Source organism: Bacteroidales bacterium (assembly GCA_031276035.1).
Lineage (GTDB): Bacteria > Bacteroidota > Bacteroidia > Bacteroidales > BM520 > RGIG7150.
This window is the reverse complement of the sequence record JAISNV010000044.1, coordinates 77708-94824: the sequence shown is the minus strand read 5'-3', so window position 1 is coordinate 94824 and position 17117 is coordinate 77708. Positions and strand designations below refer to the sequence as shown.

Annotated in this window: 15 protein-coding genes and 1 CRISPR repeat array; of the genes, 12 read left to right on the top strand and 3 right to left on the bottom strand. The window is 33.2% G+C overall.

What is annotated here, in order from left to right; all coding sequences use genetic code 11:
- Positions 1-5 precede the first annotated feature (5 nt).
- From cas1 to LBP67_10890, 3 genes are all read left to right on the top strand, one after another.
- Positions 6-941 (top strand): type II CRISPR-associated endonuclease Cas1, encoded by a 936-nt coding sequence (gene cas1 / locus LBP67_10900; protein MDR2085489.1) that lies wholly within the window; start codon positions 6-8, stop codon positions 939-941.
- 135 nt (positions 942-1076) lie between these two features.
- Entirely contained in the window at positions 1077-1409 is a 333-nt protein-coding gene (cas2, locus tag LBP67_10895) for a CRISPR-associated endonuclease Cas2 (GenBank protein ID MDR2085488.1), read from the top strand.
- A 490-nt stretch (positions 1410-1899) separates the two neighbouring features.
- Positions 1900-2869: a CRISPR direct-repeat array (repeat unit 47 nt; unit sequence GTTGTTTCGAACCACAAAGATATCAAATTTTGAAAGCAAATCACAAC).
- Positions 2870-3066: 197 nt separating this feature from the next.
- A complete protein-coding gene (locus LBP67_10890) occupies positions 3067-3462 on the top strand; it encodes a hypothetical protein (protein MDR2085487.1) in 396 nt (131 codons plus the stop codon).
- Between the two features lie 496 nt (positions 3463-3958).
- On the opposite strand, the gene rpmA is transcribed toward LBP67_10890, so the two are convergent.
- On the bottom strand, positions 3959-4219 hold the full coding sequence (gene rpmA / locus LBP67_10885; protein ID MDR2085486.1) for a 50S ribosomal protein L27: 261 nt from the start codon (positions 4217-4219) through the stop codon (positions 3959-3961).
- Between the two features lie 19 nt (positions 4220-4238).
- Positions 4239-4550, bottom strand: coding sequence for a 50S ribosomal protein L21 (gene rplU / locus LBP67_10880; GenBank protein ID MDR2085485.1), 312 nt, complete (start codon positions 4548-4550; stop codon positions 4239-4241).
- A gap of 136 nt (positions 4551-4686) precedes the next feature.
- On the opposite strand from rplU, the gene LBP67_10875 reads away from it, so the two are divergent.
- Positions 4687-5349, top strand: a complete 663-nt coding sequence (locus tag LBP67_10875; protein ID MDR2085484.1) for an outer membrane beta-barrel protein — start codon at positions 4687-4689, stop codon at positions 5347-5349.
- 134 nt (positions 5350-5483) lie between these two features.
- Here LBP67_10875 and hydE read toward each other — a convergent pair whose 3' ends face one another.
- The gene (gene hydE, locus LBP67_10870) at positions 5484-6545 is read right to left on the bottom strand and encodes a [FeFe] hydrogenase H-cluster radical SAM maturase HydE (protein ID MDR2085483.1); all 1062 of its coding nucleotides are present in this window, start codon (positions 6543-6545) and stop codon (positions 5484-5486) included.
- A gap of 336 nt (positions 6546-6881) precedes the next feature.
- Between hydE and LBP67_10865 the strand changes: the two genes are divergently transcribed.
- The 8 genes from LBP67_10865 to LBP67_10830 all read left to right on the top strand — a co-directional run bounded on the left by LBP67_10865 (position 6882) and on the right by LBP67_10830 (position 17009).
- A complete protein-coding gene (locus LBP67_10865) occupies positions 6882-8444 on the top strand; it encodes a KamA family radical SAM protein (protein MDR2085482.1) in 1563 nt (520 codons plus the stop codon).
- Positions 8445-8799: 355 nt separating this feature from the next.
- The gene (gene mgtE / locus LBP67_10860) at positions 8800-10140 is read left to right on the top strand and encodes a magnesium transporter (GenBank protein ID MDR2085481.1); all 1341 of its coding nucleotides are present in this window, start codon (positions 8800-8802) and stop codon (positions 10138-10140) included.
- 308 nt (positions 10141-10448) lie between these two features.
- Positions 10449-10733, top strand: coding sequence for a DUF2089 domain-containing protein (locus LBP67_10855; protein ID MDR2085480.1), 285 nt, complete (start codon positions 10449-10451; stop codon positions 10731-10733).
- A 9-nt stretch (positions 10734-10742) separates the two neighbouring features.
- The gene (locus LBP67_10850) at positions 10743-11339 is read left to right on the top strand and encodes a hypothetical protein (protein ID MDR2085479.1); all 597 of its coding nucleotides are present in this window, start codon (positions 10743-10745) and stop codon (positions 11337-11339) included.
- 7 nt (positions 11340-11346) lie between these two features.
- The gene (locus LBP67_10845) at positions 11347-12747 is read left to right on the top strand and encodes an alpha/beta fold hydrolase (GenBank protein ID MDR2085478.1); all 1401 of its coding nucleotides are present in this window, start codon (positions 11347-11349) and stop codon (positions 12745-12747) included.
- Positions 12748-12758: 11 nt separating this feature from the next.
- Positions 12759-13376, top strand: coding sequence for a uracil-DNA glycosylase family protein (locus tag LBP67_10840; GenBank protein MDR2085477.1), 618 nt, complete (start codon positions 12759-12761; stop codon positions 13374-13376).
- A 191-nt stretch (positions 13377-13567) separates the two neighbouring features.
- A complete protein-coding gene (locus LBP67_10835; protein MDR2085476.1) occupies positions 13568-15469 on the top strand; it encodes a putative porin in 1902 nt (633 codons plus the stop codon).
- Positions 15462-17009, top strand: a complete 1548-nt coding sequence (locus LBP67_10830) for an NAD(P)/FAD-dependent oxidoreductase (protein ID MDR2085475.1) — start codon at positions 15462-15464, stop codon at positions 17007-17009. The genes LBP67_10835 and LBP67_10830 overlap by 8 nt, the downstream gene beginning before the upstream one ends.
- Positions 17010-17117: the final 108 nt, after the last annotated feature.

Genomic DNA, 17117 nt, shown 5'->3' with positions numbered 1-17117 from the left:
ATATCATGATCAAAAAAACACTTTATTTCGGCAATCCGGCTTATTTGAGTTTGCGGAGTTCTCAATTGATAGTAAGAATACCGGAAATTGAGAATAACGATCGTTTATCTGAAAATGAAAAACTTGAGACACATAAAAGTGTTCCTATTGAAGACATCGGAGTAGTTGTACTTGATAATAAACAAATTACCCTAACAAATGGGTTAGTTGAGTTTCTTCTTGATAATAACTGTGCGGTAATTACTTGTAGCAATAGTCATATGCCGGTCGGATTATTGCTTCCTCTGCATGGAAATACAACACAAAGTGAGCGTTTCAGACATCAGGTAGATGCATCCTTACCACTAAAGAAACAATTATGGCAACAAACAATCAAAGCAAAAATTGAAAATCAAGCACATGTACTCTCTAAATTTCGCAAGGTTAATACAGGAAATATGACTGCTTGGGCAAATGAAGTGAAAAGCGGTGATTCGGAAAATTTGGAGGCACGGGCAGCTGTCTATTATTGGAATAATCTATTCCCTAATATTGATTCCTTTAAAAGAGATAAAGAAGGAACTCCCCCGAACAATCTTTTAAATTATGGATATGCAATACTAAGAGCAGTGATTGCAAGAGCTTTAGTTATTAGCGGATTAATTCCAACTTTAGGAATACATCATCACAACAGATATAATGCATATTGTTTGGCCGACGATATTATGGAACCCTACAGACCTTTTGTCGATAAACTTGTTATAGAAATATGTGACGAATATAATGATATCGAAAACTTGACAAAAGAAATAAAAGAAAAACTTTTGCGCATACCGGTTTTAGATGTAACGATAAATGGATCGAGAAGTCCGTTGATGATAGCCGCATCACAAACAACAGCATCTTTATCAAAATGCTACTTAGGTGAAAGCAGAAAAATTAATTATCCGAGTTTTAAATAATTACAAATTGTAAATTATGAATCTTATAATTAATAAGTACTATGCAGAAGTAAAATTTATTCGATCGAAACCATAGTCTCGATTCGGGAAGAAGTGGATGACAAGCTGTTTTGTAATTAACAATTCACAATTAAGTTGAACCGTTTAAGTGAATATAGAATTATGTGGATATTAGTCTTTTTCGATTTGCCTACCGACACGAAGAAAGATAGGAAGGCGTATACACAATTTCGTAAGAATTTGGTAGAAGACGGATTTTCAATGTTTCAATTTTCAATATATATGCGACATTGTCCAAGTATGGAAAATGCTCAAGTACATATTAAACGTGTTAAAAAAGCCTTGCCCGAAAAAGGACAAGTTGGGATAATGTGCATAACCGACAAACAATTTGGAAATATTGAATTATTTATCGGTAAAAAAGAAGATAAACTGCAAGCTCCTTCACAACAATTAGAATTATTTTAAATTAGTTTTTTGGTATAAAAACAAAAAAATCTCACGAAAATTCGTGAGATTTTTTATTCGCAACAACCAGTTCTATTCTGTGATTTTCATCAACTTACGCAGTTCGTGTTGTTTCGAACCACAAAGATATCAAATTTTGAAAGCAAATCACAACAAAACGACCTGCGGTTCTACGGATTGATGGTTGTTTCGAACCACAAAGATATCAAATTTTGAAAGCAAATCACAACAGCATGACCAGACACCTCATTATTTAACGGTTGTTTCGAACCACAAAGATATCAAATTTTGAAAGCAAATCACAACATTCAACTTTAAAAGATTAATAAACTCAACGTTGTTTCGAACCACAAAGATATCAAATTTTGAAAGCAAATCACAACTCCATAGCACCCTCAGAACCTTGGTATCCCGTTGTTTCGAACCACAAAGATATCAAATTTTGAAAGCAAATCACAACCTAGACCAACCACACCAATTGCTACGATTGGTTGTTTCGAACCACAAAGATATCAAATTTTGAAAGCAAATCACAACTCAATCGCCCCCTCAGAACCTTGATAGCCTGTTGTTTCGAACCACAAAGATATCAAATTTTGAAAGCAAATCACAACGTACAGTTGCGATTTTCATCATAACTATAAGTTGTTTCGAACCACAAAGATATCAAATTTTGAAAGCAAATCACAACTAACTCAACCACACAATCATTGTTGATTAGTTGTTTCGAACCACAAAGATATCAAATTTTGAAAGCAAATCACAACACACAAGTAGTCATTTGGTTGCACTTTATGGTTGTTTCGAACCACAAAGATATCAAATTTTGAAAGCAAATCACAACCCACCATTTATAGGAGTGTATATTGATTCAGTTGTTTCGAACCACAAAGATATCAAATTTTGAAAGCAAATCACAACGCGATTACGCCCTTGAATCCCGGTACTGGGGTTGTTTCGAACCACAAAGATATCAAATTTTGAAAGCAAATCACAACTATAAATTATTGTTAGTAATAAGCTTTACCGTTGTTTCGAACCACAAAGATATCAAATTTTGAAAGCAAATCACAACCTCCACACCATAAATTACCCAACAACCCTTGTTGTTTCGAACCACAAAGATATCAAATTTTGAAAGCAAATCACAACGGAGTAGATAGATATAATCGCATTGCAAAAGTTGTTTCGAACCACAAAGATATCAAATTTTGAAAGCAAATCACAACCGCAGCTTCACGGGCTAAATAAATCAATTTGTTGTTTCGAACCACAAAGATATCAAATTTTGAAAGCAAATCACAACATTAAGGAAGATAGCAAACAGAACTAAAACGTTGTTTCGAACCACAAAGATATCAAATTTTGAAAGCAAATCACAACTTCTTCACCGATAAGTTCACCAGTGGATTTGTTGTTTCGAACCACAAAGATATCAAATTTTGAAAGCAAATCACAACGGCGCTGTTACGGAAGAAACGTTCGACACGTTGTTTCGAACAACAAAGATACCAAATTTTAAAATTAAATCACAACCATTCGTTAGTCAAAAGTAAAGTAATCTATTTATTAATTCAGTTTTTTCAATGAGTAAATTCTAAGAATTATTACTATCTTTGCGGCAACAAAATTATTTTTAACTAAATTTTAAAATTTTATGAAAAGAACCAAATTCTTAGGAGCATTTATTGCAACATTATTTATTTCAATTTCTGCCTTCGGGCAAGAGGGTAAATTATCAACAAAAACACCTTTACCGGTAACTGTTAATATCTGTTCTTATATGTCCAGTCTGGCAACAGTTACATTTAAATGGGAACCCGAAACAGTAATTTTACCTGACGGGACTAGTATTACAACAGCAGTTCCTAATCAGGTATATTACGTAGGCCTAAGAGGATTTATTGATGGACCTTATTGCGGTCAACTTGTAAATAATGTTTCAAGAACAAAAGCTTTTACTGTAGAAGTAACTCTAAATTATGAACCGTACTACAAGTATACCCAAACTTTTACACTTCCTCATCCGGTGGAAATAGTAATAGACTTATAATAGCATAGAGCCCGGATTGATCAAAAGTAGTCGGTGGAAAATATCTTCCGGCCACTTTTGTTTATTAAAAGATCTTCCTTGTCGTTCCAGGTCAAAAAATTTCTCCGGATAAGATTTTCAGATTTCTAATCTATATATATAAATAAAATAATATTATCCGGATACTGTGTTTAGATGAATATATTTTGCCCCGAATAATCGGTAACCATACATTGAAACATAATCCGGTAAAAATCCTTCCGGGCACTTCCTCTGAATATTTTTATTTTCGCAAATATTGGCATTCATTTTTATTATAGCCGGTTAAAAACAACCGACTCTGTATATAATTGTTCTGAGTTAATATTTTTTATACAAAACGAACAAAGTCCTTTAATTCATTTGAAAAACTTCAATATATTTTTTAACAACCTGTAAATATAACATACTGAAAAAGAGAAAGGAGTTACACTTTCGTGCAACTCCTTTCTCAAAACATCAATATATGAAACAATGATTATTCTGTAATAGGCATTACGCTTACATAAGATTTATTATCTCTTTTTTTGCGGAATGAAACTGTACCATCAATTAATGCATAAAGTGTATGGTCTTTACCAATACCGACATTTAATCCCGGTTTATGAACTGTACCTCTTTGTCTAACAATTATATTGCCGGCTTTAACAATCTCACTGCCAAATTTTTTAATACCAAGTCGTTTACTATGTGATTCGCGACCGTTATTAGAACTACCGGCTCCTTTCTTATGTGCCATATCTTTCTGATTTTAGGGTTTAATAAACAATATTTTCAATCATTATCTTTGTAAGATAGTCACGGTGACCGTTTAATTTTTGATATCCTTTTCTTCTTTTCTTTTTGAAGACAAGAACTTTATCACCTTTCAAATGTTGAAGAACTTTAGCTTCAACCTTAGCGCCCTCAATAAGAGGTGTACCCACTGATACCTTATCATCGGTATCTAAAAGAAGTACTTTATCAAATTCGATATTCGTATCTTCTTTTGCATCAAGGCGGTTTACATAAACATATCTACCTTTTTCGACCTTGAATTGCTTTCCTGCGATTTCTACAATAGCGTACATTATTAATTTTTAAAATTTATTTTTTTAATTTTCGGACTGCAAAAGTACAATATTTTTTTGAATTGAAACAGAAATTCTAAAAAATTTTTATCTTTGCCGAAAATTAAAAAAGTGATTAATTAAATTTTATCTTATTATGAGAAAAAATAATGTAATAAAAACTTTATTCGTTGGGTTGATATTAATCTCAACATGTACAGGAGCTTTCGCTCAAAAGACAGGACTTTCTTTACACCTTGGCGGAATATTTCCCGCTGGTGATTTCAAAACGCCAAAGATTTCTTTACAATCTGGAACCGCAACAGTTGACGGCAGCACTACTACTGGAGCATCGTTAGGACTAAGATACAACGTTAAACTTCCTCTGGGATTTAATGTTTTTGCTCACGCCGAATTAGTTTGGAACTCTTTGGATAAAGAAACAAAGGATCAATACAAAGAAATTTCCAAAACCATTCCTCAATATGTTAATGTTCCTCTTTTTGCGGGAGTTCGTTATCATCTTTCACTTTTTAAGATTGTCGGTATTTATGGTGAAGCCGGGCTCGGCGCCAATATTCTTATGAAAACTCGTGAAGGCTGGAAAGACAATATCGTTAAATATAAGAATTCAACAAAATTTGCTACCGAATTCGGAGTTGGTATAACAGCATTTAATTTCGTAAGCTTGGGCATTCACTATTATCTTTTGGGAGATCATACAATTTCGGTTAAGGAACAGGATGTACCAACACAGGTTATCAGTGATGAAAACATTAACGTAAGAATGTGGGCTCTTAAGCTCGCAATATTATTTTAAGAAATACTTGTTCGGATTTTGTCATTGCGAAGAATTCATCTAAAAAACAGTCTATTGAATTTCTTTTCAGGATTGTTTAACAGTTATACTCTTCGCAATGATTATTTATAAACACACTATCAATTTTTCAGATATCAACACTCAACTCTAATAACATCTCCGCGGGAAACTACAATCCTATTCCCAGTACTTTCTATCTTTCTCTTGATATTCTCCAGACTCGCAACAGCGTCATCTTCAATACCTACTTTATTGTCGTAAATCATATATTTTTTCCGAACCTTAACCGGCGATAAATTCGGCATAACAACATTTGCTCCCGCCAATATCGCTTTTTCTCTACCAAACACATCAATAGAACCTAATGCTGTAGTTGACGGTAATAAAGAATACGGCAACATTAATCTCAGAATCGAAATAAGAAAAACAGTCAACTCAACCGTACCGCCTTTAAAATCTGCAAACTTTGTATCGTGATGCGGAATAAAAGGACCTATACCAACCATATGCGGTTGAATATCGCAAATAAAAATCAAATCTTCCGCAAGATTCTCATAAGTTTGATATGGAGATCCTACCATAAACCCCGTTCCGAATTGATAACCCAACGATTTTAACTCCAGTAAACATTGTTTTCTGTGTTCGGAAGACATTTTCTGGGGATGTAGTTTCGAATAATGTTCCGGATTAGCCGTTTCATGCCGCAACAAATATCTGTCGGCACCGGCTTCCTTCAATAATTTATAGCTTTCAAAACTTCTTTCTCCCAATGATAAAGTGACTGCGCAATCAGAAAATTTCTTTTTAATTGAACTTACAATATCTGTCATTCTTTCATCAGTAAACCATTTATCCTCACCGCCTTGCAGGACAAAAGTTCTAAATCCGAGTTTATATCCTATTTCACAGCATTCCAAGATTTGTTCTTTTGTCATTCTATATCGAACAACATTTTTATTTGAAGCACAAATTCCACAATAATAACAATCGTTTTTACAGTAGTTTGTAAATTCGATTAATCCTCTAATATAAACATCTTTCCCATAATTCTTTTCTTTGGTATTTCTTGCTTTTTGAGAAATATAATCGGCAAGTTCAACATCTTTATGCTCAATTAATAATTGAACGAATTCTTTCTTTGAAAGAATCTTTTCAACTTCAAGTTTATCAATCAGATTTATTAAAGTTTTTTTCATCGGATTATATTTGGAATGCAAAGATATAGAAAAATGTGTGAAAGCGAAAAGCATAAAAGAATTAATACATTGCAATGTAATAATTTGATTATTAATGTCTTTTTAATTATTACAAAAACAAAAATTCATTATATAAAAAGTCGGGATTAAAGAAAGTTTTTGCATGTTTACAAATAAAATGTATTCATTACTAATTCAAATCAAGTTAAAAAATCCCAAATTCTCATAGATTCCGATAATTAATACTTATATTTGCATAAATTGTTTTTTAAACAATCAACTCCTCTCTCAATATTTAAGAGAAATCTCAAATCAATATTAATAAAATTAAAGATCATGAGTGATAATAATACTAATTTTTATAATACCAACAATTCGTTTTATTATAAACAACGCGATTATAGAACAATAAAACTGTGGGAAAATGCTACTGAGGAAGATTGGAATAATCCGAAATGGCAATTAAAAAATTCTATTCGTGATGTTGAGCAGTTGAGCAAGGTTATTAAATTAAATTCTCATCAGATTAATGAAATAAGAAGAACTGTTGAAACTTTGAGGGTAGAAGGAAAGGAATCTTTACGAATAACGCCATACTATGCAACTCTAATGCAGAAGGATCCTTTTCATCCGGTATTTTTGCCGGGAGAAAAAGCAAAATACAGATTAGACCCGATTTTTTGGCAAAGTGTTCCGACTCCGGCTAATCTACTTTTTCCTGACACCGGATTGGAAGGTGCGATGGATGAAGGCTCAAGAAGTTACGGCGCTGCTTATCAAAGATACCCTAACAGAGTTGCTTTATTTGTTGCCGAAAATACGAGTTGCGCTTCCTATTGTGTTCATTGTCAAAGAGCGAAATCATTGGACGGTACTGTTGATGTTAGTATTAACGATATTAATAAAGGACTGTTCTATATTAATTATAATACAAATATCAATGAAGTTCTTGTCACGGGGGGCGACGCGCTTATGATTAATAAAAAAAGGTTACAGTATGTTCTTGAAGAACTTAGTAAAATTAATCATATTCGTGCCGTAAGAATTGCCACACGCGTTCCTGTTGTATTACCAATGGCAATTGATGATGAATTGCTTCAATTGATAAAAACCTCAGCAAATAAATATACGGTAGGGCCGAATAAATATGTGTACTTTATGACACATATCAATCATTATCACGAAATTACGGAAGAACTCGCAAATACAATCAGAAAAATTAATGATCATGGCTTTACTGTAAGAAATCAAACTGTTTTATTGAATCATGTTAATGATTATTACAAAACTTTAGCTGAAACTTTCAGGAGAATGTTTTGGATTGGCGTTCATCCTTATTATCTTTTGCAATGCCATAAAGAAAAAGGAATCGTACATTTTATAACACCAATACAAAATGGGAAAATATATATGAAAAATTTGCAGGGATGGCTTTCAGGAATTACAGTTCCGCGTTATGCCGCAAATATCGAAGGCGGCGGCGGAAAAGTTTTATTAATGCCATCGGGACATGATACTATGCATCTTGGCAGTGCAATTGAAAAAACTATTGCCGATTCTTACGCAACTGTTCGCACTTGGGATGGTAAAAAAATCACTCATTATGAAGAGCTCGGAAGAAGTTCTCAAAAAGAGTTCGCTGAAGCTAATGAAATTATGACGAAATTCATCGGCAGGAAAGATGTATTTTTTCCTAAACTTATTATTTTCGATGAAAAAGACGAATATCTCTATACTACAAATAGATATAAGCTGCCGAGAATAGAAAAATACAAGAAAAATGAATTATTAGAATACGATTTATTTGATTATAAAACCGAAATGCCATTGACAAATCCTGCGATGATTGTATCTAAATTGGATAAATTATTTGAAGAATCCAAATATAATAACGAATAGTTGTATGTTTCCCGTTATTTAATTTCTGATTTTATGTTTTGAAATGAGGAATTTCAATTTTCAAATCATAAAATTTACCTTACAATCAAAATATTCCTACGGCTAAAATCACAAAGAATAATCAATCAAAACCTAGAAATTTATTCAATCTATGCTCCTATTAAATTTCAAAAAAAATCAATTCTAAATTTTCAATTTTAAATTAATTTACTATCTTTGCAGCCGAAAATTTAAAATAATCTTAACATGGACGAAGGCCCGTATTATAGTCGTAGAAAATTAAACATCAAACATTAACTACTCTGTAAGGGACTTCAATGGTCTTCTTACAGAAAAAAATGTAAGGAGGTCATAAATGAATGAGATCAAACTTTTTTTAAGAAATTTAATCGAACAAAAAGACTGGAAAAGTCTAAAAAAGGAACTACAACACTTCTCACCTCTTGAAATAGCAGAAGTTATTGAAGACTTATCTAAAACAGAAGGTATTCTTTTGTTTAGATTGCTTTCGCGTGAATACGCAAAGGAAACTTTCGAGCATTTATCTCACGAATCGCAACAGGATGTTATTGAAAGCCTTGCTGAAAACAGTAACAGGATTACAAGTTTATTGAATGACTTGGAACCTGATGACAGAACAGCTTTTTTTGAAGATTTACCTGGAGAGATTGTACAGCCCCTGATGCAATTACTTAGTGATAAAGAAAGAAAAATTGCCGGCCAACTTTTAGCATATCCCGAAGACAGCGTAGGTCGATTGATGACTCCCGAATACGTTGCAGTTAAGGCATATTATACGGTTGATCAATCTTTAGAACATATTAGAAAATACGGTCGCGATTCCGAAACTCTCAATATTATTTATGTAGTTGATGATAAATGGCATTTGGTTGACGACATTCGCATTAAGGATTTAATACTTGCTTCACCCCAACAGAAAATATCAGAAATTTCCGATAATAAATTCATTGCTCTAAATGTTTTTGATGATCAGGAAAATGCGGTAAAAGTTTTTTCGGATCATGACAGGGTTGCTTTACCTGTTATTGATAACGACGGTACTCTGGTTGGTATTGTTACCTTCGATGATATGATGGACGTTGCGGAAGAAGAAAGCACAGAAGACTTTCATAAATTCGGTTCTATTAAAGATGCTATTGTAAACCCATTGAAAGCAACTATTGCAACATTATATAAAAACAGAGTTGTTTGGTTGACTGCTCTTGTGTTTGTGAATGTATTCTCCGGCGCGGCAATTGCAAGCTTCGAAGATGTAATACAATCGGCCGTATCATTAGTTTTTTTCCTTCCGCTTTTGATAGCAAGCGGAGGTAATGCAGGTTCTCAATCCGCAACACTTATGATTCGCTCTTTAGCAACCGGTGATGTAGAAATAAAAGATTGGGTCAAATTGCTCGGCAAGGAGCTCCTAGTTTCACTTTTACTCGGACTTACTATGGCGGCAGGCGTTGCATTAATTGCAGTCTTTCGAGCTAAGGAAATAGTTTTAGTTGTAAGCTTAACCATGGTTTTAACAGTTATTACCGGCAGCTTAATAGGCTTAATCCTGCCTTTCATATTCACAAAATTTAAAGTTGACCCCGCAACGGCAAGTGCACCGCTTATTACATCAATTTCTGATATTACGGGAGTACTGATTTATTTTTCAATTGCAAGTTGGGTACTGGGGATATAAGGTAAATAAACTTTAAGTTTATTCTATTCGTTTGTTCTTATTTGTGAGGGACATTGGTCCTAAAAGTTCCCTCATATTGACACAATTTTCAGAGTTAATATATTTTATCTAATTCAATATTTTATAGCAATAAAAGAATTTTACTAATTACTTTTATAAAAATACTATGAATTTTATTGTTTTTCTATCTTTTCTTTCATTTATTTTCTGCATATTTTCATTTTATTAAATTTTTTTTAAACAAAATTAAATTATACTTCAATAAAATTAAAAATATATTTATATCTTTGCAAAAAATATATTGAATTATGTTACCGACTCATTGTCCAAGTTGTAATAATCAGCTTAAAGTAAAATGCTTAAAATGTGATGAGTGTAATACTGAAGTTAACGGTTCATACGAACTTCCTATTTATTTACTTCTAACACAAAAAGATCAAGAATTTATTCTAAAATTCGTAAAATATAGCGGAAGTCTTAAAGAAATGGCTAACGAACTCAAGCTAAGCTATCCTACGGTTAGAAATATGTTGAACGACATTATAGACAGAATAAACTCATTGGAAGAAATTCAATCAACAATAACAAAATAATAAACAATTATGAAACGTAATGAAATTTTCAGGTTGATTTTTGTTAATCCGTTTGAGAAGATTGCCGGTTGGCAGGCGCTCGGTTTAGGATTAATTTTTATTATTCTTACCGCTCTCATCGGGAGTTATAACGGGGCATATTTCGACGGAGCATTAGATATGCATACAAACGGAAAAGCATATTCTTTTTGGGCTGCATTTGCAATGTTGAATATAGATTTAGCAAGCATAATTATTATGTTTCTGCTTGCCGGATTGATTTTTTCCAAAAACTTCAGAGTGATAGATGTAATCGGCACAACATATTTAGCGAAGGCTCCTACTTTATTTCTGGCACTTACAGCCTTTTTTCCGCAACCGGAATTTATTGATATGATATTCGAAAATCCGGAAGTTTTTATCAGTAATCCCAACATTATTTTCTCTTCCGTTTCTTTTTTTGCAATCATTTTATTATCAATCCCAATATTAATATGGACAATTGTTCTATTTTATAATGCATTTAAAGTTTCTTTAAATATCAGAAAAAACAATTCGGTTATTTTTATCTTTGCTATAGTTTTAGCAGAAATTATTTCTAAAATATTTATTAACATCTTATTCTAATTAAGTCATGAAAAAAGTATTATCCACAATCTTAGCTGCATTTATCTTTTGCACTATCAACGCTCAATCTATAGAAGGAACATGGAACGGCAAAATTGATGTAAACAACACTTTTCTTACTATAGTTCTCCATATACAAGATTCTTTGGGTTCAAAAGTGTTGATGGACTCTCCCGACCAATATACTTTTGGAATTCCTTGCGATAGTTCTTTCTTTAGTAACGACAGCTTATTTATTTCTATAAAATCGATAGGTTTAACCATAAACGGTAATTATAATACTGAGAAAGATTCAATCTTTTGTTTTTTCAAACAGATGGGATTTTCCGCCGATTTAGTTTTGGGTAGAGGAGATTTTACAAAAAAGAAAATTGTAAGAAAACAAGACCCGGTTGATTTCCCTTACCATGTTGAAGAAGTCTCAATAAAAAGTGCAGACGATGTTATTCTTGCAGGAACATTAACAATGCCCAACGAAAAAACAAATGTGAAGCCAAGCAACAAAATAGTTGTACTTATTTCCGGTTCAGGAGCTCAGAATCGCGATGAGGAACTTTTTGATCACAGACCATTTCTCGTGTTATCGGATTATCTCACAAGAAACGGAATTGCCGTAATAAGATACGACGACAGAGGAACTGCCGAATCTACAGGAAAGTTCAGTACGGCTACAACTTACGATTTATCTCTTGATGCGGAAGCGGTTGTCAATTACATAAAAGGAAGGGATGATTTGAAGGATATGTCTATCGGATTAGTAGGCCACAGCGAAGGCGGTATGATTGCCCCGATGGTTGCCGTCCGCAATTCCGATATCGATTTCATTGTTCTGCTTGCGGGACCCGGAATTCCGATCGAAGAATTATTGATACATCAAAATAATGATATAATGGTTGCAAATAATGCGCCTAAAGATATTATCGATATTGAAATAAAAAGTATTAAAAAAAGTTATTCGATAATAAATAATAATAAACTTAATGATGAAGAGAAATTAAAAAAGATTATAGCCGTCAAAGAGAAAAGTTACAAACAATATCCCGAAGGGTGGATTAGTGAAGAAGATATTCAACAGATTGTAGAAACAGAAGCAAAATCGTATTTACAACCTTGGTTTAAATATTTTGTCGGATTTAACCCGCAAAATTACTTGAAAAAGACAACAGTTCCTGTTTTAGCCTTAAACGGCACAAATGATATTCAAGTAAGGGCAAAAGAAAATCTCGAAGGAATTGAAAAATCTTTAAAGAAAGCCGGTAATACAAATTATAAAATTGTTCCGTTACCTCAGCAGAATCATTTATTTCAGAAATGTTTATTCGGAAATACCGAATTATATATTAAGAATGAAGAAACTTTTAATGAAGATTCTATGAAGATTATTGCAGACTGGATTAATGAAAATTAAGAACCGATATAATGATTATTAAACACGAAAACTCAGAAATACAAGCTCCGAATCCTGACATTGAAGAAGTTCATCCTTTGGGATTCTTTTTGCCGGAAAATGCGAAACTTTTGATTCTCGGAAGTTTTCCGCCGCAACGCAAGCGATGGTCTATGGACTTTTATTATCCGAATTTTCAGAATGATTTCTGGCGAATCATGGGTTTGGTTTTTTATAATGACAAAGAGTATTTCATTAAGGAAAATAAAAAAACTTTCGACAGAGATCGTGCCGCAAGTTTTTGCTACTACAAAGGTATAGGAATGGGTGATACGGCGATGAATATCATCAGATTAAATAATAATGCTTCGGATAAGTTCTTACATATAACAAAAACTTTTTCTCCGGAGAAAATTTTAAGGAAAATTCCCGAATGTAAAGCAATCGCGGTTACAGGAGCAAAAGCAATGGAAGCATTATTATATTTGCTGGATTTTTCTGAACCAGCAGTAGGAAACTTTTCACCGTGCAATATAAACAACAGGGAAATAATGATTTATAGAATGCCGTCAACATCACGGGCATATCCCAAACCACTCAATGAAAAGGCAGAATTTTATAGAAAAATGTTTGAAAGTTTAGAAATTTAAGATTAGGGAGATTAGTTTTGTGTTTATAGTTTTGCCGTTATAATGCAATCATAATCATTCGGAATATTCCAGTAAGCGGAATTAAATAATTTTCAAATAATATTATCCGTTTATTACACTCGGGACTACTAACTCTCATTTTTCATTCTTAATTTTTAATTTTTAATTCTTATTATTCTTATCTTTGCGCCGTGAAGAAATTTCTGAATATATTTATCGTTTGTCTGTTGTTTATTGTGCCGAAACAATTTCATGCACAAGCACTTCCCGACTCTTTGGCAATATATTACGGATATTTAAAAGATTTTCCTCTCGATTCATTAACATTAACTCCTATTGACACTACTCTTTTCCGCTATCATATTTTTGACGAACTGTACAGGCAAGAGAATTTCTACAATACGACATCGAATACCGGCCACGCTCATCGTCCACTAATTTTTACTCCGAATTTAAACGCCGGATATTATTATAATTACGATGGTTTCGAGCAGTATCTCCAATCAACGCAAAATACAAAATACTTTTCTTCATTAAAGCCGTATTTTAATCTTATGTATTCGCGAGCTCCGGGTAATGAGCGCGATGAGAGTTACTTTAATGCCGAACATAATCAGAGAATCGGACAAACAATAGCTTTCGGATTCAATTTTAATTTTCTAAATAACGAAGGGTTTTATATTCGTCAAACCGCAAAAAATGCTAATTTCAATGCCAATTTACGATTTCATACCCGTGACTACCGTTATGGATTTCTTTTCGCTTATTATCATACCAGATTGAATATCCTGGAGAACGGCGGAGTTAAAAATCTTACCGATTTTACTGAAAATAATTTTTCAAACAGAAAAACTATTGATGTTAATCTTACTAATGCTTCAAATTTTATCAAACGCGGCGGATGGTATTTCAGTCATTATTTCAAACTGATGAAAGCCGATACTACGAGGAAGGAAAATCATCTTCAGCTTCGGCACAGTATAAATTTTGTTCGCGACAGAAATATTTATCAGGATACAAGACCGGATACTAATTTTTACAATTATTTCTATACAAACGATAATTCCGCTATATTTGATTCAACTGTTTTTAAAAGTTTGAAAAACAATTTTGCTTTTACCAATTTCGATAACGGGAACAAAGCTTGGTTTCAATTTGAAGTGGGAGCAGATGTTGATTATCATAATATTCAATACTATGTTTTTGCAAATAATGTTACTGTTACCGACGAAGGCCTTAGTATTATTTCCAGTCAAGAAGAAGTTAATAAGTATAATATTTACAATATAATCCCTTACGGTAAATTCCTTTTGAAGTTTGCTAATTTCACATTAATTCCCGAAGCGCATTTTTCTCTCGGGAATTATAATAACGGCGACTATAACGTTTCGGGATTGTTGAATTATGATTACAAGAAATTTTCTTTTGAGGCCGAATATAATTCCGCCGCAACCGATGTCCCGTGGATGTATTCACAAATTAAGACTACAACAACAGCGTGGGAAAATTCTTTCAAGAAAGTCTTTTATAATCAGGCTAATGTTTCGGTAAAATACAGTTCATTAGAATTAGGCGTAAAATATATGTTAGTTAACAATTATGCTTATCTAAACCAAGATATTACACCGCAACAACATGAAGGCGCCATAAATTATTTATCGGCATATTTTTCTGCGGGATATGATTTAAAACGTTTTGAAATAAGCGGCAGTGTTGTTTACCAATATACCAGCAATAAAGATGTAATGCGGATACCCGACCTTGTTGGAAAAATTACTTTTATATATAAACAACCTTTGTTTAAAAAAGCCCTGATGTCGCAAATCGGATTCGATGTTGTTTACAATACACCTTTCTATGCTGAAGCTTACATGCCTTCAATTCGTTCGTTCTATCTTCAAGATGAAGTTAAAACAGGAAATTATCCGTATATCAACGCATATTTCAGGTTTCAAGTAAAAAGGGCAAGAGTTTTTGTTGAATTTATCAACGTTACGAGCGGATTGTTAGGTTATAATTATATAGGCGTGCCGCATTATCCGTTAAACGACAGACAATTTAAATTCGGAGTAAGTTGGTATTTCCATGATTAATGAGATAGATATAAAAATTTCTCCCGAATTAATAAATGATTATGAAGCTATAAAATTATCATCGGGAAGAGCTGCCGGAATAAAAATTTCAAGTATTAACGATATTAGAATTTTACGTCGTTCCATTGATGCGCGCGGAAGAAACATTTCTTATTTACTGAAAATAGCTGTCTTCTCCGGAAATGATTATCCGAACGAGAGCATAAAAATTCCGGAATTTAAAAATGTTGCCTCCGCTCCGCCTGTAATAATAATCGGTGCGGGGCCGGCAGGATTATTCGCCGCTTTAAAACTAATTCAAAAAGGAATCAAACCCATAATTCTGGAACGCGGAAAAGATATTCACAAAAGAAAAATAGATATTGCCGAACTTTATCGCAACAACAATCTCAATGAAGATTCCAATTATTGTTTTGGTGAAGGTGGCGCCGGAACTTTCTCCGACGGAAAATTATTTACCCGTTCAACAAAACGAGGTAATGTAAATGAAATCCTACAATTGCTGGTTTTACATGGAGCCTCAAAAGATATTCTTGTTGATGCACATCCGCATATCGGTTCGGATAATCTACCAATGATAATGGAAAACATCAGAAATACAATAATTTCTCATGGGGGCGAATATCATTTCAATACTAAAATCTGCGATATCAAAATTAAAAATTCTGAAGTTGATAAAGTAATAGACCAAAACGGGAATATATTTTCCGGAATTGCAGTAATTCTGGCGACAGGACATTCGGCAAATGATATTTATGAATTTTTGAATGAAAGAAAGATAAAAATTGAAGTTAAAGACTTTGCTTTGGGTGTACGTGTCGAACATTATCAGAAAATGATTGATGATATCCAGTACAATGGAAAAAGGCAGCGATATGATTTGCCGCCGGCAACTTATAGTTTAGTAACGCAAGTTGGAGGAAAAGGTGTTTTTTCATTTTGTATGTGTCCGGGTGGGATAATTGTTCCAGCCTCAACAAAATCTGGAGAACTTGTTGTAAACGGAATGTCTAATTCATCTCGCAGCGGAAAATTTGCAAATTCAGGAATTGTTGTTTCTGTTGATAAGAAAGATACTTCGGATTATTCAAAATTCGGAGCGTTGCAAAATCTGATATTCCGGCAAGATTTAGAAAGAAGATTTTTTGATCATAAGGACGGAACTATTAAGGCGCCGGGACAAAGAATGACCGATTTCACAAAAAACAAAACTTCGTCGGAATTAAGAAAAAGTTCCTACATACCCGGATTAATATCCTCTCCTATTCACAATATGCTTCCGGATTTCATCACAAACAGATTAAAACAAGCATTTACAGATTTCGACAAAAAGCTCAGGGGATTTTACTCCGATGATGCTTTATTAATTGGAATAGAATCTCGTACTTCTTCTCCTGTAAGAATTTTAAGAAACAACGAAACATTCGAACATATTGAAATCAAGAATCTATATCCTTGCGGCGAAGGTGCCGGCTATGCGGGAGGAATTGTTTCTTCTGCAATCGACGGAGTAAATGTTGCTGAAAATATTAAGATATAGAAATCAATCTCAAAATTTACATATTCGAAATTCTATAATCTGCACTATTAATTACCAACTATTTTTGGCATCGTTACCAACTAATATATTTTGTACGATTGATTGTTT

Excerpts from the sequence above, each read along its gene's own strand:
- LBP67_10865 (MDR2085482.1), top strand. The coding sequence starts at position 6,882 with ATGAGTGATAATAATACTAATTTTTATAATACCAACAATTCGTTTTAT.
- LBP67_10845 (MDR2085478.1), top strand. The coding sequence starts at position 11,347 with ATGAAAAAAGTATTATCCACAATCTTAGCTGCATTTATCTTTTGCACT.
- LBP67_10875 (MDR2085484.1), top strand. The coding sequence starts at position 4,687 with ATGAGAAAAAATAATGTAATAAAAACTTTATTCGTTGGGTTGATATTA.
- LBP67_10890 (MDR2085487.1), top strand. The coding sequence starts at position 3,067 with ATGAAAAGAACCAAATTCTTAGGAGCATTTATTGCAACATTATTTATT.
- hydE (MDR2085483.1), bottom strand. The coding sequence starts at position 6,545 with ATGAAAAAAACTTTAATAAATCTGATTGATAAACTTGAAGTTGAAAAG.
- LBP67_10830 (MDR2085475.1), top strand. The coding sequence starts at position 15,462 with ATGATTAATGAGATAGATATAAAAATTTCTCCCGAATTAATAAATGAT.
- mgtE (MDR2085481.1), top strand. The coding sequence starts at position 8,800 with ATGAATGAGATCAAACTTTTTTTAAGAAATTTAATCGAACAAAAAGAC.
- cas1 (MDR2085489.1), top strand. The coding sequence starts at position 6 with ATGATCAAAAAAACACTTTATTTCGGCAATCCGGCTTATTTGAGTTTG.
- LBP67_10850 (MDR2085479.1), top strand. The coding sequence starts at position 10,743 with ATGAAACGTAATGAAATTTTCAGGTTGATTTTTGTTAATCCGTTTGAG.
- LBP67_10840 (MDR2085477.1), top strand. The coding sequence starts at position 12,759 with ATGATTATTAAACACGAAAACTCAGAAATACAAGCTCCGAATCCTGAC.
- LBP67_10855 (MDR2085480.1), top strand. The coding sequence starts at position 10,449 with ATGTTACCGACTCATTGTCCAAGTTGTAATAATCAGCTTAAAGTAAAA.
- rplU (MDR2085485.1), bottom strand. The coding sequence starts at position 4,550 with ATGTACGCTATTGTAGAAATCGCAGGAAAGCAATTCAAGGTCGAAAAA.
- rpmA (MDR2085486.1), bottom strand. The coding sequence starts at position 4,219 with ATGGCACATAAGAAAGGAGCCGGTAGTTCTAATAACGGTCGCGAATCA.